The organism is Pararhizobium sp. IMCC21322 (genome assembly GCF_030758295.1).
Taxonomy (GTDB): domain Bacteria; phylum Pseudomonadota; class Alphaproteobacteria; order Rhizobiales.
This window is the reverse complement of sequence record NZ_CP132335.1, coordinates 393,286-413,494: the sequence shown is the minus strand read 5'-3', so window position 1 is coordinate 413,494 and position 20,209 is coordinate 393,286. Positions and strand designations below refer to the sequence as shown.

Here is a 20,209-nt window from a genome sequence, read left to right as displayed (position 1 = left end):
TGCGTTGCGGAGAGTTCTGGATGAAGTTGGAACTTTGAGCCAAGCGGTACAACTGCCGCCGGTCAATTTCGTGACCGCCCCATCGGAGCCGTGAGCAAAGCGAACTTGCGCGAGATAAGGAAAATGGCGGAGAGACAGGGATTCGAACCCTGGAGACAGTTACCCGCCTACACGCTTTCCAAGCGTGCGCCTTCGACCACTCGGCCACCTCTCCTAGAGGAAGAAATATGCAAGAGGTCCAGAGGACATAACCATTTCATCAGCGCGAGAGCTTTATACTGATCACATGGCACCGCGCAAGGTGCTGAGGGCATCTTTTAGGGGTGGAATTAAGTTTTTTCTCTCAGAACTGTGAACAGGCTTGATTTGCTGGTAAAAGGACGGCCCGTTATATGCCAGCAAACGAAACAGGACCTCCCACATGATACGCTTTATTTTTCGCATTCTCGGCTTCTGGCTGTTTGCCGGTGCCTTTGTCGCGCTGGTACTGGATGGCGCGCGTTCCATTACCAGCGGTGATCTGATCATCACCCCTATGGGCAGCACCTGGTTTGCGCTGCATTCCGATTCCCTCAATCTGGCGCAGGCTGTTATTCAGCGCAATGTGCACCCATATGTGTGGGACCCGGTGATGATCTCCATTCTGGCAGCCCCGACATGGCTGGTGATTGGTATCATTTCCCTGCTGTTCATTGCCGTAGGCAAAAAACGGCGCGGTGTTGTCGAAGGCTAGGGGCCAACATCTGAAGTTCAGCCCCTCCATGCGAACGGAAAGGAACACATATGTTTTTACTCAATAAGCTGCGGAACAAGCTGAGCATGCCGGCACAGGCGAAGGCCCTGCCCGGTCGCGAAGATGCTTTGCCAACGGCGAGCCATCATTTTGTCAATGGCAACCCGCTGAAAGGCCCATTCCCGGATCATCTGGAAACGGCGTATTTCGCATTGGGCTGTTTCTGGGGCGCGGAGCGGATTTTCTGGAAGCTGGATGGCGTCTACACAACCGCAGTGGGCTACATGGCGGGCCATACGCCAAACCCGACCTATCAGGAAGTGTGCAGCGGCGGCACCGGCCATACCGAAGCGGTGCTGGTGGTGTTCGATCCTGCAATCATTTCAATGGAAAATCTTTTGAAGGTTTTCTGGGAAAGCCATGACCCTACGCAGGGCATGCGGCAGGGCAATGATACAGGTACGCAATATCGCTCTGGTGTCTACACCACGTCGCCGGACCAGTTGACGGCGACACAGGAAAGCCGTGCCCTTTATGAGCAGGCGCTGGTCAGCGCCGGGCGTGATAAAATCACCAGTGACGTGATGGAAGCGCCAGAATTCTTTTATGCTGAAGACTATCACCAGCAATATCTGGCGAAGAATCCCGGTGGTTACTGCGGTATTGGCGGCACAGGCGTCTCGTGTCCGATCCCTAATGCAATGGCCTCATGACACTTGATGACTATAATGCATTCTGCAAAAGTCTCACTGGTACCACTCATGTGGTCCAGTGGGGCGGCTCGCATGTCTGGAAAGTTGGCGGCAAGATTTTTGCCATTTCAGAGCTCGGTACCGGGCCGGACAAGGCTGAACCCGGTCAGGATGGCTCTGTCGCCATTGCCTTCAAATGCGCTGATATGTCGTATCGGATGCTGACCGAATTGCCGGGCATTATTCCTGCCCCCTATCTGGCACGCGCCAAATGGGTGCGCGTCGAGCCGGATGCTGAGTTTGGCGATGATGACCGCAAAACCTATATGGCCGAGGCCCACCGGATTATCAGCGCCAAGCTGACCAAAAAGCTGCAGGCCGAATTAGGTCTGATCTAGGCTGAACACGGATTGCCCGTTGACAAATGTCTGCACAATCCGGCCACTGAAGCGGGCATCTTCGAAGGCCGTATTTTTGGAACGGGAGCGGAACTGGTCTTCACTGGCGATCCAGGGCTCATTCAGATCTGCAATCGCAATGTCAGCATCAGTGCCGACTTCCAGTGATCCAGCCGGCAGACCCAGCAGACGCGCTGGCGTATCGCTGACGGCACGGACCAGATCAAGCAGGCTGAGGCGTTCGTCATGGACCAGCCGCATCGCCGCTGAAAACAGGGTTTCCAGACCAATGGCACCGCTTTCCGCTTCGGCAAAGGGATGGCGTTTGGCTTCCACATTCTGCGGATCATGGTTTGACACCACCACATCAATGGTGCCGTCTGCCACACCGTCAATCAAGGCCTGACGGTCGTCTTCCAGCCGCAAGGGCGGGGACAATTTAAAGAAGGTCCGGTAGCTGCCAATATCAATCTCATTCAACGACAGATGATTGATGGAAACGCCAGCCGTCACCGGTATACCGGCTGCCTTGGCGGTGCGAATTGCAGCAACACCGGCAGCGGTGGACAGCTGCGCAATGTGGCAGCGGCTCTGCGTCAACGCCGCCATGCGGATATCCCGATCTATCATGATCAGCTCCGCCTCATGCGGGATGCCCGGCAGACCAAGCCGCGAGGCATTTTCACCCTCATTCATAACACCGTCCGCCGCAAGATTTGGATCTTCGGCATGGTGGATGATGAGACTGTCAAAATCCCGGGCATAAGTCAGCGCGCGGCGCAGGATCACGGCATTTTGCAAGGCCCTGTGGCCACTGGAAAAAGCCACGGCACCAGCTTCCTTCAGCAGCCCGAATTCCGTCATCTCCTTACCCGCCTGACCCTTGGTGAGGGCGGCAGAGGGATGGACTTTGACGATGGCTGTATCGCGGGCGCGGCGCAGCATGAAATCGACCAGAGCCGGATCGTCAATCACCGGATCGGTATCCGGTGTCGTGACAATGGTTGTAATACCACCGGCAGCAGCAGCAGCGCTGGCCGTGGCCAGGGTTTCCTTATGCTCTTCGCCCGGCTCACCCACATTGACCTGCATATCGACAAAGCCGGGAAGAACCACTTTGCCAGCAACATCCAGTGCCGGAATGTTTTCATTGGAAACAGCGAGTTTGCCAGCGGGACCCATGGCGGCAATGCGGCCATCAATAATCAGCAGATCGCTGATCTGATCCAGCTTCTGGCGCGCGCAGATAACGCGGCCATTGCGAATATGGACAGAGTTGGACGGCCTATTGTTTGAGGGATGGGCCATTTTCATCCTCTCCCGCCGCGATTGGGCAGATGCTGTGACAGGGCTTCCAGAACCGCCATGCGCACAGCAACACCCATTTCAACCTGCTCACGGATAACGCTGTTAGGGCCATCAGCCACGGCGGGGTCGATTTCGACACCACGGTTCATGGGACCGGGATGCATTACCAGCGCATCGGGCTTGGCGCAGGCCAGCTTTTCCTCATCCAGCCCGTGATAGCGGAAATATTCGCGCACGGACGGCACAAAGGCACCGGCCATGCGTTCCCGCTGCAAACGCAGCATCATGACCACATCTGCGCCCTGCAGGCCTTCTTTCATATCGCGAAACACTTCGACACCCATGCGTTCAATACCCGCAGGAAGAAGGGTCGAGGGGGCAACGACGCGCACGCGCGCATCCATGGCGTTCAACAGCAGAATATTGGACCGGGCGACGCGGCTGTGCAGCACATCTCCGCAAATGGCCACGGTCAAACGCGCCAGCGAGCCTTTGTGGCGGCGGATCGTCAACGCATCCAGCAGGGCCTGTGTCGGGTGTTCATGGGCACCATCGCCAGCATTGATCACCGAACAATCAACCTGCTGTGCCAGCAAGGCGGCAGCGCCGGCTGAATGGTGGCGCATGACCAGAATATCCGGATTCATGGCGTTCAGCGTCATCGCCGTATCGACCAGGGTTTCACCCTTTTTGACCGATGAGGATGAGACCGACATATTCATGACATCCGCGCCAAGGCGCTTGCCTGCCAGCTCAAACGAAGACTGGGTGCGGGTGGAAGCTTCGAAGAAAAGATTGATCTGGGTGCGTCCGCGCAATACGGATTTTTTCTTTTCAACCTGTCGACTGACGTCGATTTCCTCCTCGGCAAAATCGAGAAGGGCGGCGATGTCCTGCGGTGACAAGCCTTCAATGCCGAGAAGATGGCGGTGCGGAAAAAAGGGGGGTGTTTTTAATGTGCTCATTAAAAGCTGACGTTTAAGGGCAAATTTTTAATCGCGCAAGCACCAGAAGTGCATTCGGCTGCAATATGAACAGGAAACCGCTCAGGACACCCATGTGATGAGAAGGGGAATGGTGACAAAACTGACCGCCGTCTGGATGGTGACCACGGCTGCATAAAGCGGTGCATCACCGCCCAGTTCCTTGGCCAGAAGATACCCGTTCATGGCCGTGGGGACGCTGGCGCAGATGATGGCAATGACCAGTGCATCTCCGGTGAGGCCGAATACCAGGGCAAGGCCAGCGACAAAGGCGGGAAAGACAATCAACTTCAGGACAACGCCCAACCAGACATCGCGCGATGGTTTGAGGGCCGTGCGCAGTCTAAGCCCCGTGCCAACCAGAACAAGGCCGACGCCAAGTGCGGCGCTGCCCAATATCTCCAGCGTGGTCAGCACGGGTTGATAGACTGGGATTGAAAGCAGATTGACAAACAAGCCAACAGCGCAGCCAAGAACCAGCGGATTGGTGACGACCGACCTCAGCAAGCGTAGAATTGTCGGCCTCTGGTCAGACAGGAGCACCGTGACAAGGGTTACATTCTGCACATTGACGATGGGCACCATGGCCGCCAACGCCACGGCAACAAGGCTTATGCCATTCTCACCATAGAGTTTTTCCACAATGGCCAGAGCGATAAAACCGTTCCAGCGGGTCGAGACCTGATAGATGGTCGAATAGGCGGGCAGGCTCATGCCAAGCCCCCGCACCAATAACGGCTTTAAGGCGAGCATGAAAATACCGTAGCAGATGACCGCGACAATCAGCATGGTTGCCAATGTTCCGGTCTGACCGGTTTTCAATTCAGCATTGATGAGTGTTTTGGCCAGCAGTGCCGGAAAAAGAACCCAGAAGGCCAGCCGTTCCGCGCCCAGCCACAGGGCCGGATCGGTGACCAGCTTGCGGCGCAAGATGACGCCCAGAATGATAATGGCAAAAACCGGTAGCAGGGATTCAAAACTTTGCAGCAAGTGCCCTATCCCACACGCAAACGGTCAAGGACGCCCTGCAGGATCAGACCCGCCGCTGCTGCATCAATACGGGCGGCGCGCTTCTTGCGAGACAGATCGGCTTCGATCATGGCGCGTTCGGCGGCAACCGTCGTCAGCCGCTCATCCCAAAACAACATGGGCAGCTCTATTTTTTGCGACAGATTGCGTTCAAAGGCCCGTGTCGCCTGCGCCCGCGGCCCTTCGCTGTTATCCATATTCAGCGGCAGGCCGATCACCAGACCGCCAATATCGTGCTCGGTACAGATTTCCTGTAGGCGCTCGGCATCCCTGGTGAATTTGACACGGCGAATCGTCTCCATGGGTGTGCCAATGCGATGCCCGGCATCGCTCAGGGCAATCCCGATGGTTTTGGTGCCAAGGTCAAGGCCGATCAGGCGGCGACCAGCGGTGAGCGTGGCAAATTCGGACAGGTCTGACAGGAGCATCACAATTCTCTTTTTCAAGGGGGTAGCACCCGTTTCGTGCTGTGCGCTAGGGTGTGACTGCAATTTTCTAGGGCGAAGCGGACCGGAAACGCTGTAAACCATTGCATCGCCTGCAAATCTTCTGCTATTGCCGGGTCGCACTTCACATCAATCTGATCTGAAAATCTGGCCTGAAAAACCGGCCCGAACGATTAAGGGAATTCCATGTCCGTCGATACAGACACCGTCAAGCGCGTTGCAGGGCTGGCCCGCATTGCCGTCAGCGAAGAACAGGCCGAGACCATGACCGGCGAACTGAACACAATTCTGGGCTTTGTCGAGCAATTGAACGAGGTCGATATCGACGGGGTCGAGACCATGACGTCCGTTTTGCCGATGGCTGCCAAACAGCGCAAGGATGTGATCAATGACGGCGGAAAACCCGATGATATTGTCGCCAATTCACCGCTGACGGAAGATCACTTCTTTGCCGTGCCGAAAGTGGTGGAGTAAGCCCGATGACCGAATTGACCAAACTGACGATTTCCGATGCCCGCGAAAAGCTGGCGCAGAAAGAGATTTCCTCTGCCGAACTGACAGAGAGCTATATTGGCGCCATTGAAGCGGCCAATGACAGCCTCAATGCCTATGTGGCGCTGACCTTTGATCAGGCGCGATCCATGGCAAAAGCCTCCGATGAGCGACTGGCATCCGGCTCAGGTGGTGCGCTGGAAGGCATTCCCCTTGGCATCAAGGATCTGTTCTGCACACAGGGCGTTCACAGTCAGGCCTGCAGCCATATTCTGGACGGTTTCAAGCCGCGCTATGAAAGCACCGTAACAGCGAATCTGTGGGCTGACGGGGCTGTCATGCTGGGCAAGTTGAACATGGATGAATTTGCCATGGGATCGTCCAATGAGACGTCCTATTATGGGCCGGTGACCAATCCATGGCGTGCCAATGGCAGCGATCAGGCTTTGGTGCCCGGCGGCTCCTCCGGTGGATCAGCCTCTGCTGTTGCGGCCCAGCTTTGCGCTGGCGCCACTGCCACAGATACGGGCGGCTCTATCCGCCAGCCTGCTGCCTTTACCGGCACGGTCGGCATCAAGCCAACCTATGGGCGTTGTTCGCGCTGGGGCGTTGTGGCCTTTGCCTCATCACTGGATCAGGCCGGACCGATTACCCGGTCCGTGCGCGATTCAGCCATCATGCTGAAATCCATGGCCTCTGTGGATGAGAAAGACACGACATCCGCTAACATTCCCGTGCCGGATTATGAGGCTGCTATTGGCAAGAGCGTGAAAGGCATGCGCATTGGCATTCCAGCTGAATATGTAGCCGACGACATGCCGGAAGAAATTACGGCGCTCTGGGAACAGGGCAAAGCCTGGCTGAAAGACGCCGGTGCGGAAATTGTGCCGATTTCGCTGCCCCATACGAAATACGCCCTGCCGGCCTATTACATTGTGGCTCCGGCCGAAGCGTCGTCCAATTTGGCGCGTTATGATGGTGTGCGCTATGGGCTGCGTGTCGAGGGCGATGATATTATCGACATGTATGAAAAAACCCGCGCCGCCGGGTTTGGGGATGAGGTCAAGCGCCGCGTGCTGATCGGCACCTATGTGCTGTCAGCAGGCTATTATGATGCCTATTATCTGCGCGCGCAAAAAGTCCGAACTCTTATCAAGCGTGATTTTGAGACGGTTTTTGCCGGTGGTGTCGATGCCATTCTGACACCGGCCACACCGTCTGCTGCTTTTGCCATTGGCGATGAAACCATGACCGCAGACCCTGTGAAAATGTACCTCAATGATATTTTCACCGTGACGGTCAACATGGCCGGTCTGCCAGGCATTTCCGTGCCAGCGGGCATCAACAAGGACGGGCTGCCGCTCGGCCTTCAGGTCATCGGCAAAGCATTTGACGAGGAAACCCTGTTCTCCGTTGGTGAAGTTCTGGAACAGGCCGCCGGTCGCTTCTCACCCAAACAGTGGTGGTAGTCAGAGCTATCTGACCAAATCCATTACCTGATCGGACGCGACCTTGGCGGTGGGGCATTGGTCCAGGGGTGTGGAGGCCAGGTCAGCGCCAGCTTGCGCACAGCTACCCCGCCCGGCGCAGGGGCATCCAGCACTGTGCCACACGCCTGCGGCAAATCGCTCAGCTTGGTGTAACGCGGCTTGACGGGCCTGGCCGGCTTTGTGCTGGGTTTTGTCGGTTTGGCCGGTTTTTCGCTCATTTTCTTGAACCAGAAGTCCAGTGGCGCACCGCAACCATCGCCCGCTGGCGGTGTTGCCTGATTCTTGCAACCCTTTGACCCTGTCGGACAATTCAAACGCACATGAAAATGGTAGTGATGGCCGTACCAGGGCCGGATTTTCCTCAGAAATGTCCGGTCATTGCCTGCCGTCTCGCACAGTTTTTTCTTGATGCCGGGATGGACAAAGATGCGCGCCACTTCATCATAGGAGGCGGCCCGTTTCAGAACGCGAAGATGCGCGTCAGTCCACACATTATCATCCACATAAAGAGTATTTTTTTTCAGCATCGAAATCGCTGAGATCTCTTCGCGTTCCTTGCGTGACAACACACGGTCCGGCATGGGCCGCAACCAGACATCAGCATCCAGGCCAATTTGATGAGACGCATGACCGGACAGCATGGGGCCACCGCGCGGCTGCGCCAGATCACCAACCATCAGACCATTCCAGCCATCGCTTGTGGCGACAGTCTCGGCCAGTTTTTCCAGATAGGATACCAGAACCGGATGACCCCAATTGCGATTGCGGGACAGGCGCATGGCCTGCCAGTAGGGCCCATCGACCGGCAGCGCTGCGCCACCGGCCAGACAACCCTTGGTATAAGACCCGATCGAGCGGGCACGCATATCCGCTGGAACGTCACGACGCCCGAAAAGCTGTTTTGCCGGAACCGGGTCAGCAGCAAATGAAACCGAGGCATCAATCGTGGCAAACGCCAGGGCCGTACAAAGCATAAGCCCCTTTGATACTAGAGAACGTATTTCAGGCATCAAACACTCCGAATTCTCATAAGGAATCTGCCATTTCGCCGCCCATAAGGGTTTTGGCTTTCAATCACAGATTCATATTGGAGCGGATGATGCCTCTGCCGCGCAGATTTTGCAAATTTTTGATCTTTCAGGAGCCGTGCGTTCAGGCACACCCTTCAAGCCAAACATCGTCAAAGACGTTTGGCTGGCAGTTGTTTTCGGCCAGACGCTCAATGCGCTGAACCCGCTCCTGCAGCACCTGGTCCGGCGCGTTCAATTTCAATCTGGAGGGCGCAATCAGCACGGCAACCAATGCGTAGAATTGCTCAATGGTGATGTCGTTCGGGTCCGCATTGAAGAAAGTCTGGCTGGCCCTGTGAAAGCCGGTGACCCAGCCATCCCGGCTGTTGCCCATGCCAACGGTATCCAGAAACAATGCAATCTGCTCTTCTTTTGTCAGCACGGAATCCAGACCAATGGCATAGCCGGATTGCCTTATTTTCTGAATACCCGGCTTGAACTCTTCAAAGACCAGTCGTTTGGATAGGGATTGTGTCAGCGTTGTCAGACCCGCACCGGGCGTGGTGAGATCAACCCCGGAATGCGCGTAAAAGCCAGGGTCCTGAACTTTCAGCAAAACGGCCAGGCGTTCCGGTGTCAGGCTGTTGGCACCACGGTCCGAACCAATCAGGGCCTGGGCTCTTGCCTTCAATGGCTCTGCGCTCTGCTGTGCGTCATACCAGCCTTTGGCGCCATAAACGAAGGCCAGTGACATGGCCGCAACAAGAAGTACGGCAATTATGAGCAGGAGTTTTCGCATGGGTCTCATCTTCCGAACCAAAACCAATCATAGGTCTGCGATTTCGACTGTTTGATGCTCATATTTGGATCAGTTTATGGCAAATTGCGTTTTACACTTCCTCAACCGCCTCTTGAGAGATAAGCCTGTTTCAGAACCCTTTCATGCCACATTACGGTCTGGGCCCTAATTGGTTGAAAGGGCTTCAGTCCTGCAAGAAAGCTCCCGATGCCTCAATTCAGCGATAATTTGCGCGGTGCCGCCTATATGGTTCTGGCCATGCTGGGCTTTGTGCTGAATGACGCCATCATGAAGCTGGTCAGTTCTGATCTGCATCTGTATCAGGCGATTTTTCTGCGCGGCGTGCTGGCAACGGCGATGATGGGATTTTTGGCATGGCGCAGCGGCGGGTTTGCCACGCCGCGGAATGCAACAAACAAGTTTGTTGTCCTGCGCACCATTGGCGAATTGGGCGGCACAGTGTTTTTCCTGACCGCCCTGTTCAATATGGAACTGGCCAATGCGGGGGCCATTTTACAGGCCATGCCGCTGGTCGTAACACTGGCTGCAGCGCTCATCCTGCGCGAGACTGTGGGCTGGCGGCGCTACAGCGCCATCACGGTTGGGCTGCTGGGTGTGCTGATCATCATCCGGCCGGGCGGCGACGGGTTCAATATTTTCTCTCTGTCGGCACTGGCTGCTGTGTTCTGTCTGGTTTTGCGCGATCTTGCGACACGCGGCATTCCGCGCGATATGTCGTCGAATTTCATTTCTTTTGTGGCAGCTGCTTCTGTCATGATCATGGGCGCGATTGTGACCCTGTTTGGCGAGTGGCAGCCTGTTTCGGCTCTGACCTTGCTAAAACTGACAGCCTCGGCCCTGTTTTTGATGGCCGGCTATTTCTGGTCCATACAGGCCATGCGTTTCGGTGAGGTCAGCTTTACCTCACCCTTTCGCTATACGTCTTTGATATGGGCGATTGTTCTGGGCTACATGCTTTTTGGCGACATACCGGATGTGCCCATGATTATCGGCAGTATCATTGTGGTCGCCAGTGGCCTGTTCACGCTGTATCGCGAGCAAAAGATGAAACAGTCCAAGGCCAGAGAGATCAAAGCTGCTTCACCATGACAATGCGGCCTTCTGCCGGTAGGCCAAGCTCTGTCTCGACTGCAAATCTCTTCGCAATGGCCGTTGGCAAACGGTCCATATCTGCTTTCAGAAACCCGTGCTTGCGGTAAAGTGCGCTTGACCATGGTGCCGCTTCCAATGTGGACAGCACCAACGCGGGACAATAGAGAAACCGGGCATGGTCGATGATTTTTGCCACCAGAGCATCACCCAGACCTTTGCGCTGATGATCCGGGTCAACGCTGATGTCTTCCAGATAGAAAATGCCATCAATCATCGCCGCAAGTGCATAGGCAACGGGATGATCTGGGGGATGATCTGCAGCATCACGTGCCACCCACAACAGACCGTCCTGCAGCCCGGCTTCAAACAGGGCCACAGGCATTTCCGCACCATTTGCAATATCGGGATAACCAATATCTGCAAAAGCGGCAGCGGCCCGGCGCTCGATGGTCAGAATATGTGGGAGATCATCAGCAATGGCCGTTCTGACGGTGGTTTTGCTCAAGCAGGATCGCCATGTTGCGGACCATCATAGCCTTCCAGAATGACCAATTCGCTATCTGCTGCGGATTGGCGCAGCGAAATGGCCGCCTGATATTCGTCAGACCGGTAGCAAGCCAATGCGTCTTCATAAGAGGGGAACTCAATGGTCACATTGCGGGACCGTGAAACGCCTTCAACCGCCTCATAGGCACCGCCACGCGTGAGGAATTTGGCACCATATTTGGTCAGCGGGCCTGCGATAGCAGTCGCATATTGCTGATACAGATCCTTATCCTTCACATCGACCCGTGCAATCCAGTATCCTTTAGCCATTGATGGCTCCTTCCATTTCCTCAACAATTGCTTCCATAGCAGCCACTGGCTCGTCGACCGCGTTGATCGGGCGGCCAATGACCAGATAGTCCGAGCCCGCCTGCAAGCCTTCTGCAGGTGTCATCACCCGCTTCTGGTCGCCATGGTCACTGCCCCTGGGGCGAATGCCCGGCACAACCAGCGCCATGCTGTCGCCGACGATTTTGCGCAAAGCGGCTACTTCCAGAGTTGAACAGACCAGACCGTCCATACCGCACGCAAGTGCCTGCGCGCCTCGCCTTGCCGCAAGTTCGGAAGCGGTGAGGCTGTAGCCCGCATCCCGCAAATCTTCATCATCCATGCTGGTCAACACGGTGACGCCCAGCAGCGTCAGGTCGGTAGCGCCTGGACTTGCCTTCTTTGCAGCCACAGCGGCTGCCATGGCCTTTGGATAGGCGTGCAGTGTCAACATGTCCGCACCCAGCGCTGCAACGCTGGAAACGCCGCCCCTGATGGTGTTGTCGATGTCGAGGAGTTTCAAATCCAGAAAGACGCGCTTTCCGGCAGCTTTCAGCTCCGGCACAAGCGCCAGACCGCCGGCAAAAGCCAGTTGATGACCGATTTTGTAAAAAGAAGCGCTGTCACCCAGGGTTTCAACCAATGCGCTGGCCTTGCCGATAGTGGGAAAATCCAAAGCAACAATAACACGGTCTCTGGGGGCAAGGTTGGCAGTGCGCATTTAGGTTTTCTCCTTTAAAGCTCCGGCTTTGTGGACCAGAGAAGTCAGCATGTTTTGCATCATCAGGCGGGGACGATCAGCGATTAGCGCTCCGTCCTCGTCAAAGGCTTGCCCCGATTGGGGGACGGCCAGTTGTTCGGGGACAATGAGGGTGCCATAGCCGAGTTGCAGCATGGTCCGGGTCGCTGTCATGGCGCGCAATGTGCCGATGGCGCCCGGGCTGGTTCCGGCCAAGGCAAAAACAGGTCCCTTGAAAGGTGACAGCTTTTCGCCCTCACCGGGTTTGACCCGACTGACCCAATCCAGTGTGTTTTTCAGCAACGGCGTGGGGCCTGCATTGTATTCCGGTGAGACGATAATGATGCCGTCATGATCTGACATCAATCGTGCCAGTTTACGGGCTGCCTCAGGTGGACCGCTTTCCGCTTCAAGATCACCATCATAGATTGGCATGGGGAAATCGCGCAGAGAAACGAGGTTCGGTCTCCCGCCATAAAGGGGCAACGCAACAGCAATTGCCTTTGCAAGCCTGGTGTTGGTTGAGCCTTTTCGGATGGAGCCGGAAAAAATCAGGATGGAAGAATCTGTCATCAGGTGGCCTTGTAACGCCACACGCGCGCAGGCGGCAAGTTCATCATGATCCAGGGACTGGATGTCAGCTCAGACCCGTGAGGCAGTTCCGAAATTTTGACCGGTGGAACCAGCGCATAGGAAAATTGAATGAACTCTCCTCCCTTGGGCATCAGGGACAGAGCGGTGCTGATCAGCTTAATCCGGTCGGCCACTGGACGGGTGAACAGGGGAAGGCTGGACACGATACTGGCCGCTTCAACAATTCCGTGGTCCTTGAGTGTTTTTCTCAAGGAATAAGCGTCGCCCTGCAGAATATTGCATTCGGGAAATCTCTTGCGCAGCAATTTGCAGAAATCAGGATTGAACTCCACCGCGAACAGACGCTGCGGTTTTACGCCCCGTTTCAGCAGAGCTTTGGTAACAGCTCCGGTTCCGGGGCCAAGTTCCACAACCGGTAAATCAGACTGGATATTCACAGTCTCGGCCATGCGTTCCGTCAACGCCTTGCCCGATGGCGACACAGCGCCAGTGGTCAATGGTTTGGAGGCCCAGTTTCTGAGAAACCTGGCATCGTCTTTCAGCCCACTCAGCAACCGGTCACGACGCTGGTGAATCCGGCGATGGCTTGTATGGCAATGCTCCGGCGAGCCGCCCTGCTCTTCCGAGGGGCGTTCTTCGCCAGATTCATCATCACCTTTTCCCACGAAAACCCTCCTTGTGAGACCTGACCGATTATCAGGAGGCCTCACCGCCCAGATTTTCAAAAAAATCGCGCATTCTTGCAAAGAAACCGTGCGATTGCGGATTGTTGTCAGCGGAACTTTCTTTTTCGAATTCCTGAAGCAATTCCCGTTGGCGCTTGCTCAGATTGGACGGCGTTTCAACCGCGATCTGAATGTACATATCGCCGCGTTGTTTGGCGCGCAGGACACTCATACCCTTGCCCCGCAAGCGGAACTGTTTGCCGCTTTGACTGCCATCAGGCACTTTAACACGGGTCTTGCCTCCATCCACCGTCGGCACATCAAACTGGCCACCCAGAGCAGCCGTTGTCAGTGAGATTGGAACGCGACAGAAAATATCGGACCCATCACGCTGGAAGAAATCATGAGGCTTTAATGAGACAAAAATATAAAGATCGCCAGTAGGACCGCCACGCTCGCCAGCTTCGCCTTCATTGGCCAAGCGGATGCGGGTGCCATCTTCTATGCCGGCAGGAATGTTGACGGACAGGGACCGTTCTTCGTGAACCCGTCCATCGCCTGAGCAATTGTCGCAAGGATCAGTGATGATTTCACCACGTCCCTGGCACGTAGGACAGGTCCGCTCAATGGTGAAAAAGCCCTGTGCTGCGCGCACTTTGCCAATACCGCCACACGTGCCGCATGCCGTTGGTTCCGAGCCGGGACGGGCGCCGCTACCTGAGCATTTTTCACAGGATACCGAAGACGGGATATCAATATCAACGGTTTTGCCAGCAAAGGCTTCTTCCAGAGAAATTTCCAGATTGTAGCGCAGGTCGGCCCCACGATTGCTGGCTGTGCGCCCACGCCGGGCACCGCCACCGCCGCCGCCGCCCATGAAATCGCCGAAAATATCTTCAAAAATGTCCGACATGGACGCGCCGAAATCGCCGCCACCGCCGCCGGGGCCACCAGGACCGCCCTGTTCAAAAGCAGCATGGCCAAACCTGTCATAGGCGGCGCGCTTTTGCGGATCTTTCAGTGCCTCATAGGCGGCATTGACGTCTTTGAAATTGGCTTCCGCCTGAGCGTCTCCCGGATTGCGGTCCGGGTGATACTGCATGGCTTTTTTGCGATAGGCACTTTTGAGAGTCTTGTCGTCGGCACCCCGATCAACTCCCAATGTGTCGTAAAAATCGGCTTTGGACATCTGAAATTTACTCGTTTCCGGCGGGATCAGAAAGGGTCAGGATAGCATTAATCTGGGTGCGTCGATCCAGTGAGTAACCGTTCGCAACGCACAATTCCAGAACTTTCGATGGACCTCGTCCCGTTTCAATAATCAATAATTTTGGCCACATGGTTTTTGGCGCCTGCTGAAAGAACGCCTCCAAAGCGGCAAAGTCGTGCCCCTCAACGTCAACCTTCATTGCGTCGATTTCATCGACATGTTGATTGTCGACGATATCTGCAAGGGTTTTTATGATGATGGAGCCATCATCAGTGTCATCATCTGAGGGTTTATCTGCCTCTGCGATCCGCACTTCACCGCGATTTGTTTCGCCACCGACCGCTTTTCCAACGCCCGAACTGCCACCAACCGCACATGGAATATGAACAATATCCGCATGGCTTGCCTGGGTGTTGAAACACAAGCGCCCGCCATTGGTGTCATCCGGTTCCACAGCAAATGCTTTCAGAACCTTACCGGCGTCCTTGGCAGCTTTCCACGATGTCAGGGAGTACAGCCCGACATTTGCCCCGACATCAAAAAATATGAATGGATCGGGAGAAATTTTACCGTGTATGGCCTCAACCAATGCGGCACGCTCCGGGGCATCCCAAAGATGAGAGCCCGCAATCATACGTTTTTCACAACGATTGGAAAACGGATGCAGCCGCAGGTTCAGACCCTGAGGTGTGGTGATATCAAAGGGTCCGGAAAGACCCGCCAGGGCCGTCTTGCGCAGCAATGAAACATACCAGCGGCCCAGCTTGTTATCAGCTGCAGAGTTGCACAGACCCAACAGCGCTCCCCGCAAGGCGGGAAGGCCGTAGGTTCCAAACACTGGAGAAATGGTATCGGTCATCAACAAGAGCTATCCGAAAAGAGGCGGGCGCTAAATGCGCCCGCTTGATAAGCCTGTGATTGGCCTTATGCGGATTTTTGCTCATCCGCATCATCGTCGGCGACTTCCTCGAAGTCTGCGTCGATGATTTCCTCATCATCTGCATTGTCGTCATCTTCCTCTTCGGAAGCTTCATCCTGGGAGGATTTGTAAATCGCCTCGCCAAGTTTCATTGACACAGATGCAAGCGCCTGGGTCTTGGTCATGATTTCTTCGGCATCATCACCTTCAACTGCTGTTTTCAGATCAGCAAGGCCCATTTCAATGGCTTCCTTATCTTCATCAGCAAGCTTGTCACCATGTTCTTCCATCGATTTCTCGGTGGTGTTGATCAGGGCTTCGGCATGGTTTTTGGCCTCGACAGATTCCTTGCGCTTCTGATCTGAATCCGCATTGGCCTCGGCATCCTTGACCATGTTGTCGATCTCGTCATCAGACAATCCGCCCGATGCCTGGATCTGGATCTGCATTTCCTTGCCGGTGCCCTTATCCTTGGCAGACACATTGACGATGCCATTGGCATCAATGTCGAATGTAACCTCAATCTGAGGCATGCCACGGGGTGCGGGTGGAATTCCGGCCAGATCGAATTGCCCAAGGACCTTATTGTCCGCGGCCATTTCGCGCTCACCCTGGAAAACCCGGATGGTTACAGCATTCTGGTTGTCTTCAGCCGTTGAATAGACCTTCTGCTTTTTGGTTGGAATGGTTGTGTTGCGCTCGATCAAACGGTCGAAGACGCCACCCAATGTTTCAATACCAAGAGACAGAGGTGTCACATCCAGCAACAGAACGTCTTTAACATCGCCCTGCAGAACGCCAGCCTGGATCGCCGCGCCCATGGCAACAACTTCATCCGGGTTCACGCCCTTATGCGGCTCTTTGCCAAAGAATTCTTTCACGACTTCCTGGATTTTCGGCATGCGGGTCATACCGCCCACCAAAACCACTTCATCGATCTCGCCAGCTGACAGACCAGCATCTTTCAGTGCTGATTTGCATGGACCAACAGTGCGCTGCACCAGATCATCCACAAGCGATTCCAGCTTGGCGCGGGTCAGTTTGATGGTCAGATGTTTCGGGCCTGACGCATCAGCGGTGATGAATGGCAGATTGACTTCGGTCTGGGTGGACGAAGACAATTCAATCTTGGCTTTTTCAGCTGCTTCCTTCAGACGCTGAAGAGCCAGCTTGTCGCCACGCAGATCAATACCCTGATCCTTTTTGAATTCGTCGGCCAGATAACCAACCAGACGCATGTCGAAATCTTCACCACCAAGGAATGTGTCACCATTGGTGGATTTCACTTCAAACACGCCGTCGCCGATTTCCAGAATGGATACGTCAAACGTACCACCGCCCAAATCGTAAACCGCAATGGTCTTGCCATCATTCTTGTCCAGACCATAGGCCAGAGCGGCTGCGGTTGGCTCGTTGATGATGCGCAGAACTTCCAGACCGGCAATCTTACCGGCATCCTTGGTTGCCTGACGCTGAGCATCGTTGAAGTACGCGGGAACAGTGATAACGGCCTGTGTCACGCTTTCACCCAGATAGGCTTCAGCGGTTTCCTTCATCTTCTGAAGAATCATCGCAGAGACCTGTGAGGGAGAATAGATTTCATTCTGCGCCTTGACCCAGGCATCGCCATTTTCTGCCTTGACGATCTGATAAGGCACAAGCTTCTTGTCTTTGGTTACCATCGGGTCGTTGAACCGGCGACCGACAAGACGTTTGACAGCAAAGACTGTATTTTCAGGATTGGTTACGCCCTGGCGTTTTGCAGACTGGCCAACCAGCCGCTCGCCATCTTCGGTGAAGCCCACCATGGATGGTGTGGTGCGGGCACCCTCAGCGTTTTCAATCACTTTTGGATTTTTGCCGTCCATGACAGCGATACAGGAATTGGTGGTTCCCAAATCAATACCAATGACTTTCGCCATATTTACTCTCCTTGTTTGGCAGACATGAACCTTGCTATCGCACCGACCTTAAAGCATCGGCTTCTCTGTTCACGAAGCAGGAACAAATCCCCTTTTTTAACGTGTCCGTTTACCATGCACACTTTGTGAGCCGGTTATTGTCTTTTGAACAGAGAAAAAGACCCGGCATCACTGTGCTTCGTCGGGTATATAAGAGAGCAGAGCGAAGCCTGCAAGCGCCGGATTACGCGGATTTATCCCAAGACCTGACTTTTTTCAGTGCCAACACCGCTGCCTGCCCCATATGAGGGCTGTGAAGCTTAAACATGGAATTGGAAAATGGAGCTTGAACCGGGCCTGTTTCTTTATAGCGGATATTATGATCGCGGCGCTCAGGCAGACTTGCGCGACATGATCCGAACACTTGTTGATGCTGCGCCTTTGTTTCAGCCAACCATGCCGAAAACCGGGAAGCCATTATCCGTTAAAATGAGCAATTGCGGTCCGTTGGGCTGGGTGGCGGACAAGGCAGGCTATCGCTATCAGAAGACCCATCCGGTGACGAATGCGCCTTGGCCTGACATGCCTCCAGAGCTGCTGACATTGTGGGATGCCGTGGCGAAAGAAGCTCCCAGACCACAGGCCTGTCTGATCAATTATTATCAACCCAGCGCCAAAATGGGTCTGCATCAGGATCGGGACGAGGCGGTGTTTACAGCACCGGTTGTTTCCGTATCTCTGGGAGATGATTGCCGGTTCCGCACTGGCACGACCGAGCGCAACGGTCCGACAAAAAGCTTCAAGCTGCATTCCGGGGATGTTTTGGTGATGGGCGGTGAAAGCCGACTGGCATTTCACGGCGTGGACCGGATTTACCCCGGCACTTCCACTTTGCTGAAAGCGCCGGGACGAATCAATTTGACCCTAAGACGGGTCACTGCCTGACGGGTCGGTGCGCTGAGATCAGTCTTCTACATCTGACTCGTCATCTGGAACAGCTTTTGGTCCTGATTTTGGGCCGCCTTTGGACACACCAACCATGGCGGGACGCAAAACTCGGTCACCCAGCATATAGCCCGCCTGCATGACCTGAACCACCATGCCACTGGCAACAGAAGGGTTTGGCACCTCAAACACAGCCTGATGGCGATTTGGATCGAATTTCTCGCCTTCCGGCTCTTCCTTGGTGACGCCGTGTTTGGCGAACACACGCACCATTTCCCGGCCCGTCATTTCAACGCCTTCCACAAGCGCTGCCAATGTGGTTCCGGCCGTTTCCTTCTCTTCTTCAGAGACCGTTGAAATGGCACGATCCAGATTGTCGCCAATGCTCAACACGTCGCGGGCAAAATTGGAAATTGCGTATTGCCGGGAATCGGCCACTTCACGCTGGGTGCGGCGGCGCAGATTTTCCATGTCGGCGGCCACACGCAGCATCTGGTCTCTCAGGGCTTCCTTTTCATCCCGCAAACTCTGGTTTTCCTCAAGCAAAGCATCAATCACCTCTTCCGGTGTCCGCTTGCCGGTCGGGGTCTCGTCTTCTTGTTCTTCAGACGAGCCCTCTTCAGAGGCTTCAGTGTTCGACAATTCGCTGTCGTCTGCTTCGTTTTTCAATGGGTCAGCTTTTTTGGTTTCGTCGCTCATGATCGATCACGGTCTTTTCGATTTAATCTGGTGGTGGGGATATCGAAGCTTGGCGGTAAAAAATCAACCGCCAATCTCGTTAACTGAGCATTTTTCCCAAAAGCTGGGCTGTATAATCCACAACGGGGATGATGCGGCCATAATTCAACCGTGTCGGGCCGATGACACCCAGCACGCCGACGACATTGTCTTCCGCATTGTGATAGGGGGCGACCACCAGCGATGAGCCGGACATGGAGAACAGGCTGTTTTCGGAGCCGATGAAGATGCGCACACCATCGCCGGTTTCAGCAGACCCCAGCAACTCAATCAGGTCGGACTTGCTCTCCAGATCTTCAAACAGAAGTCGGATGCGGTCCAGATCTTCGCCCTGCCCGACATCCTCCAACAGATTGGCGCGGCCCCGAACGATGAGATTTTGCGCGTTTCTGGCGCCCTCATTGACACCGGCCCATGTGGCAAGTCCCTCTTCCACCAGCCGGGCCGTCAGGTCATCCAGTTCACGGCGCTGGGATTCCAGCAATTGCTGAAGTTCGACACGCGCTTCCGGCAGCGTGCGGCCACGCAGACCTTCATTCAGGTAATTGGAGGCCTGAACAAGCGACGCTGCAGGCATGCCTTTGGGAATATCGATGATGCGGTTTTCCACCGCGCCATCCTGCGCCACCAGCACAACCAGCGCGCGCCCGTCTTCAATGCGGACAAACTCTATATGTTTCAGCGGCACTTCGCGCTTGCCGGTCAGCACCAGCCCAGCGCCCTTGGAGACACCAGACAACATGCGGCTGGCATCTGCCAGAAGCGTGTCTCCCGAGTTTTCGGCCCTGTTGCTCTCAAACTGGGCATCGATCTGCTGGCGTGCGTTCTCATCCAGATCGCCCACTTCCATCATCGCATCGACAAAGAAACGCAGGCCGCGTTCCGTGGGCAGACGTCCTGCGCTGATATGCGGCGCATAGATAAGGCCCATCTGCTCCAGATCGGACATCACATTGCGGACCGAGGCTGGCGATAGGTTTAGCGACAGGGTGCGGGACAGATTGCGCGACCCGACAGGCGCGCCGTCCTCCATATAGGCTTCGACAATCCGGCGAAATACCTGATGCGAGCGTTCATCCATATCCTGATCAAAAAAGCGCGTGTCGGTGGCCATTCTTCTCATCCCGCAGACAGTTGGTTTTAGCCAGACTTTCATCCCGGTCAGGCATCTTGCCTTTTACAAACTTAGTGT

The 20,209-nt window shown here is 55.1% G+C and carries 23 protein-coding genes and 1 tRNA gene; 7 read left to right on the top strand and 17 right to left on the bottom strand.

Features of this window, described 5'->3' with window-relative positions:
* Window positions 1–124: 124 nt before the first annotated feature.
* Window positions 125–214, bottom strand: a tRNA-Ser gene (locus tag RAL91_RS02105).
* 207 nt (window positions 215–421) lie between these two features.
* Between RAL91_RS02105 and RAL91_RS02100 the strand changes: the two genes are divergently transcribed.
* From RAL91_RS02100 to RAL91_RS02090, 3 genes are read left to right on the top strand one after another with little or no spacing between them, the layout of a single operon-like run.
* Entirely contained in the window at window positions 422–733 is a 312-nt protein-coding gene (locus RAL91_RS02100; protein WP_306259325.1) for a hypothetical protein, read from the top strand.
* A gap of 50 nt (window positions 734–783) precedes the next feature.
* Entirely contained in the window at window positions 784–1,446 is a 663-nt protein-coding gene (msrA, locus tag RAL91_RS02095; protein WP_306259324.1) for a peptide-methionine (S)-S-oxide reductase MsrA, read from the top strand.
* Complete coding sequence (locus RAL91_RS02090) at window positions 1,443–1,823, top strand: MmcQ/YjbR family DNA-binding protein (protein ID WP_306259323.1); 381 nt, start codon at window positions 1,443–1,445, stop codon at window positions 1,821–1,823. Before msrA ends, RAL91_RS02090 begins: the two co-directional genes overlap by 4 nt.
* On the opposite strand, the gene pyrC is transcribed toward RAL91_RS02090, so the two are convergent.
* From pyrC to ruvX, 4 genes are all read right to left on the bottom strand, one after another.
* Entirely contained in the window at window positions 1,809–3,131 is a 1,323-nt protein-coding gene (pyrC, locus tag RAL91_RS02085) for a dihydroorotase (RefSeq protein ID WP_306259322.1), read from the bottom strand. The genes RAL91_RS02090 and pyrC overlap by 15 nt on opposite strands.
* 2 nt (window positions 3,132–3,133) lie before the next feature.
* Window positions 3,134–4,096 (bottom strand): aspartate carbamoyltransferase catalytic subunit, encoded by a 963-nt coding sequence (locus RAL91_RS02080; RefSeq protein WP_306259321.1) that lies wholly within the window; start codon window positions 4,094–4,096, stop codon window positions 3,134–3,136.
* 81 nt (window positions 4,097–4,177) lie between these two features.
* Window positions 4,178–5,104 (bottom strand): AEC family transporter, encoded by a 927-nt coding sequence (locus RAL91_RS02075; RefSeq protein ID WP_306259320.1) that lies wholly within the window; start codon window positions 5,102–5,104, stop codon window positions 4,178–4,180.
* A gap of 5 nt (window positions 5,105–5,109) precedes the next feature.
* Entirely contained in the window at window positions 5,110–5,571 is a 462-nt protein-coding gene (ruvX, locus tag RAL91_RS02070) for a Holliday junction resolvase RuvX (protein ID WP_306262731.1), read from the bottom strand.
* A gap of 204 nt (window positions 5,572–5,775) precedes the next feature.
* Here ruvX and gatC point away from each other — a divergent pair, with 204 nt between their 5' ends.
* Entirely contained in the window at window positions 5,776–6,063 is a 288-nt protein-coding gene (gene gatC, locus RAL91_RS02065; protein ID WP_306259319.1) for an Asp-tRNA(Asn)/Glu-tRNA(Gln) amidotransferase subunit GatC, read from the top strand.
* A 5-nt stretch (window positions 6,064–6,068) separates the two neighbouring features.
* Window positions 6,069–7,550 (top strand): Asp-tRNA(Asn)/Glu-tRNA(Gln) amidotransferase subunit GatA, encoded by a 1,482-nt coding sequence (gene gatA, locus RAL91_RS02060; RefSeq protein ID WP_306259318.1) that lies wholly within the window; start codon window positions 6,069–6,071, stop codon window positions 7,548–7,550.
* Between the two features lie 23 nt (window positions 7,551–7,573).
* On the opposite strand, the gene mepA is transcribed toward gatA, so the two are convergent.
* Window positions 7,574–8,581 (bottom strand): penicillin-insensitive murein endopeptidase, encoded by a 1,008-nt coding sequence (mepA, locus tag RAL91_RS02055; RefSeq protein ID WP_306259317.1) that lies wholly within the window; start codon window positions 8,579–8,581, stop codon window positions 7,574–7,576.
* Between the two features lie 142 nt (window positions 8,582–8,723).
* A complete protein-coding gene (locus RAL91_RS02050) occupies window positions 8,724–9,380 on the bottom strand; it encodes a transglycosylase domain-containing protein (protein WP_306259316.1) in 657 nt (218 codons plus the stop codon).
* 207 nt (window positions 9,381–9,587) lie between these two features.
* Between RAL91_RS02050 and RAL91_RS02045 the strand changes: the two genes are divergently transcribed.
* Window positions 9,588–10,490, top strand: a complete 903-nt coding sequence (locus tag RAL91_RS02045; protein ID WP_306259315.1) for a DMT family transporter — start codon at window positions 9,588–9,590, stop codon at window positions 10,488–10,490.
* Here RAL91_RS02045 and RAL91_RS02040 read toward each other — a convergent pair.
* The 8 genes from RAL91_RS02040 to dnaK all read right to left on the bottom strand — a co-directional run bounded on the left by RAL91_RS02040 (window position 10,471) and on the right by dnaK (window position 17,355).
* Window positions 10,471–10,998, bottom strand: coding sequence for a GNAT family N-acetyltransferase (locus RAL91_RS02040; RefSeq protein ID WP_306259314.1), 528 nt, complete (start codon window positions 10,996–10,998; stop codon window positions 10,471–10,473). The genes RAL91_RS02045 and RAL91_RS02040 overlap by 20 nt on opposite strands.
* Complete coding sequence (locus RAL91_RS02035) at window positions 10,995–11,309, bottom strand: DUF1330 domain-containing protein (RefSeq protein WP_306259313.1); 315 nt, start codon at window positions 11,307–11,309, stop codon at window positions 10,995–10,997. Before RAL91_RS02035 ends, RAL91_RS02040 begins: the two co-directional genes overlap by 4 nt.
* Window positions 11,302–12,027 carry an orotidine-5'-phosphate decarboxylase gene (gene pyrF, locus RAL91_RS02030; protein WP_306259312.1) on the bottom strand — a complete coding sequence of 242 codons (726 nt, stop codon included), beginning with the start codon at window positions 12,025–12,027 and terminating at the stop codon, window positions 11,302–11,304. The genes RAL91_RS02035 and pyrF overlap by 8 nt, the downstream gene beginning before the upstream one ends.
* On the bottom strand, window positions 12,028–12,618 hold the full coding sequence (locus tag RAL91_RS02025) for an NADPH-dependent FMN reductase (protein WP_306259311.1): 591 nt from the start codon (window positions 12,616–12,618) through the stop codon (window positions 12,028–12,030).
* Window positions 12,618–13,304: a class I SAM-dependent methyltransferase gene (locus RAL91_RS02020; protein WP_306259310.1), complete on the bottom strand. Its 687-nt coding sequence runs from the start codon at window positions 13,302–13,304 to the stop codon at window positions 12,618–12,620. Before RAL91_RS02020 ends, RAL91_RS02025 begins: the two co-directional genes overlap by 1 nt.
* Window positions 13,305–13,335: 31 nt before the next feature.
* A complete protein-coding gene (gene dnaJ / locus RAL91_RS02015) occupies window positions 13,336–14,493 on the bottom strand; it encodes a molecular chaperone DnaJ (protein ID WP_306259309.1) in 1,158 nt (385 codons plus the stop codon).
* A gap of 7 nt (window positions 14,494–14,500) precedes the next feature.
* Window positions 14,501–15,373 (bottom strand): FkbM family methyltransferase, encoded by an 873-nt coding sequence (locus tag RAL91_RS02010; protein ID WP_306259308.1) that lies wholly within the window; start codon window positions 15,371–15,373, stop codon window positions 14,501–14,503.
* A gap of 65 nt (window positions 15,374–15,438) precedes the next feature.
* Window positions 15,439–17,355, bottom strand: coding sequence for a molecular chaperone DnaK (gene dnaK / locus RAL91_RS02005; RefSeq protein WP_306259307.1), 1,917 nt, complete (start codon window positions 17,353–17,355; stop codon window positions 15,439–15,441).
* Between the two features lie 318 nt (window positions 17,356–17,673).
* Here dnaK and RAL91_RS02000 point away from each other — a divergent pair, with 318 nt between their 5' ends.
* On the top strand, window positions 17,674–18,279 hold the full coding sequence (locus RAL91_RS02000) for an alpha-ketoglutarate-dependent dioxygenase AlkB (protein WP_306259306.1): 606 nt from the start codon (window positions 17,674–17,676) through the stop codon (window positions 18,277–18,279).
* Between the two features lie 18 nt (window positions 18,280–18,297).
* Here RAL91_RS02000 and grpE read toward each other — a convergent pair whose 3' ends face one another.
* Together grpE and hrcA are read right to left on the bottom strand one after the other, a co-directional pair.
* Window positions 18,298–18,978 (bottom strand): nucleotide exchange factor GrpE, encoded by a 681-nt coding sequence (grpE, locus tag RAL91_RS01995; protein ID WP_306259305.1) that lies wholly within the window; start codon window positions 18,976–18,978, stop codon window positions 18,298–18,300.
* A gap of 79 nt (window positions 18,979–19,057) precedes the next feature.
* Entirely contained in the window at window positions 19,058–20,131 is a 1,074-nt protein-coding gene (gene hrcA / locus RAL91_RS01990) for a heat-inducible transcriptional repressor HrcA (protein ID WP_306259304.1), read from the bottom strand.
* Window positions 20,132–20,209: the final 78 nt, after the last annotated feature.

What these genes read in the sequence shown, in the direction of transcription:
- RAL91_RS02050 (WP_306259316.1), bottom strand. Translation starts at nt 9,380, where the DNA reads ATGCGAAAACTCCTGCTCATAATTGCCGTACTTCTTGTTGCGGCCATG.
- RAL91_RS02025 (WP_306259311.1), bottom strand. Translation starts at nt 12,618, where the DNA reads ATGACAGATTCTTCCATCCTGATTTTTTCCGGCTCCATCCGAAAAGGC.
- RAL91_RS02045 (WP_306259315.1), top strand. Translation starts at nt 9,588, where the DNA reads ATGCCTCAATTCAGCGATAATTTGCGCGGTGCCGCCTATATGGTTCTG.
- RAL91_RS02000 (WP_306259306.1), top strand. Translation starts at nt 17,674, where the DNA reads ATGGAGCTTGAACCGGGCCTGTTTCTTTATAGCGGATATTATGATCGC.
- pyrC (WP_306259322.1), bottom strand. Translation starts at nt 3,131, where the DNA reads ATGGCCCATCCCTCAAACAATAGGCCGTCCAACTCTGTCCATATTCGC.
- RAL91_RS02090 (WP_306259323.1), top strand. Translation starts at nt 1,443, where the DNA reads ATGACACTTGATGACTATAATGCATTCTGCAAAAGTCTCACTGGTACC.
- mepA (WP_306259317.1), bottom strand. Translation starts at nt 8,581, where the DNA reads ATGCCTGAAATACGTTCTCTAGTATCAAAGGGGCTTATGCTTTGTACG.
- RAL91_RS02080 (WP_306259321.1), bottom strand. Translation starts at nt 4,096, where the DNA reads ATGAGCACATTAAAAACACCCCCCTTTTTTCCGCACCGCCATCTTCTC.
- msrA (WP_306259324.1), top strand. Translation starts at nt 784, where the DNA reads ATGTTTTTACTCAATAAGCTGCGGAACAAGCTGAGCATGCCGGCACAG.
- gatC (WP_306259319.1), top strand. Translation starts at nt 5,776, where the DNA reads ATGTCCGTCGATACAGACACCGTCAAGCGCGTTGCAGGGCTGGCCCGC.
- grpE (WP_306259305.1), bottom strand. Translation starts at nt 18,978, where the DNA reads ATGAGCGACGAAACCAAAAAAGCTGACCCATTGAAAAACGAAGCAGAC.
- RAL91_RS02010 (WP_306259308.1), bottom strand. Translation starts at nt 15,373, where the DNA reads ATGACCGATACCATTTCTCCAGTGTTTGGAACCTACGGCCTTCCCGCC.
- pyrF (WP_306259312.1), bottom strand. Translation starts at nt 12,027, where the DNA reads ATGCGCACTGCCAACCTTGCCCCCAGAGACCGTGTTATTGTTGCTTTG.
- ruvX (WP_306262731.1), bottom strand. Translation starts at nt 5,571, where the DNA reads ATGCTCCTGTCAGACCTGTCCGAATTTGCCACGCTCACCGCTGGTCGC.
- dnaJ (WP_306259309.1), bottom strand. Translation starts at nt 14,493, where the DNA reads ATGTCCAAAGCCGATTTTTACGACACATTGGGAGTTGATCGGGGTGCC.
- RAL91_RS02035 (WP_306259313.1), bottom strand. Translation starts at nt 11,309, where the DNA reads ATGGCTAAAGGATACTGGATTGCACGGGTCGATGTGAAGGATAAGGAT.
- dnaK (WP_306259307.1), bottom strand. Translation starts at nt 17,355, where the DNA reads ATGGCGAAAGTCATTGGTATTGATTTGGGAACCACCAATTCCTGTATC.
- hrcA (WP_306259304.1), bottom strand. Translation starts at nt 20,131, where the DNA reads ATGGCCACCGACACGCGCTTTTTTGATCAGGATATGGATGAACGCTCG.
- gatA (WP_306259318.1), top strand. Translation starts at nt 6,069, where the DNA reads ATGACCGAATTGACCAAACTGACGATTTCCGATGCCCGCGAAAAGCTG.
- RAL91_RS02100 (WP_306259325.1), top strand. Translation starts at nt 422, where the DNA reads ATGATACGCTTTATTTTTCGCATTCTCGGCTTCTGGCTGTTTGCCGGT.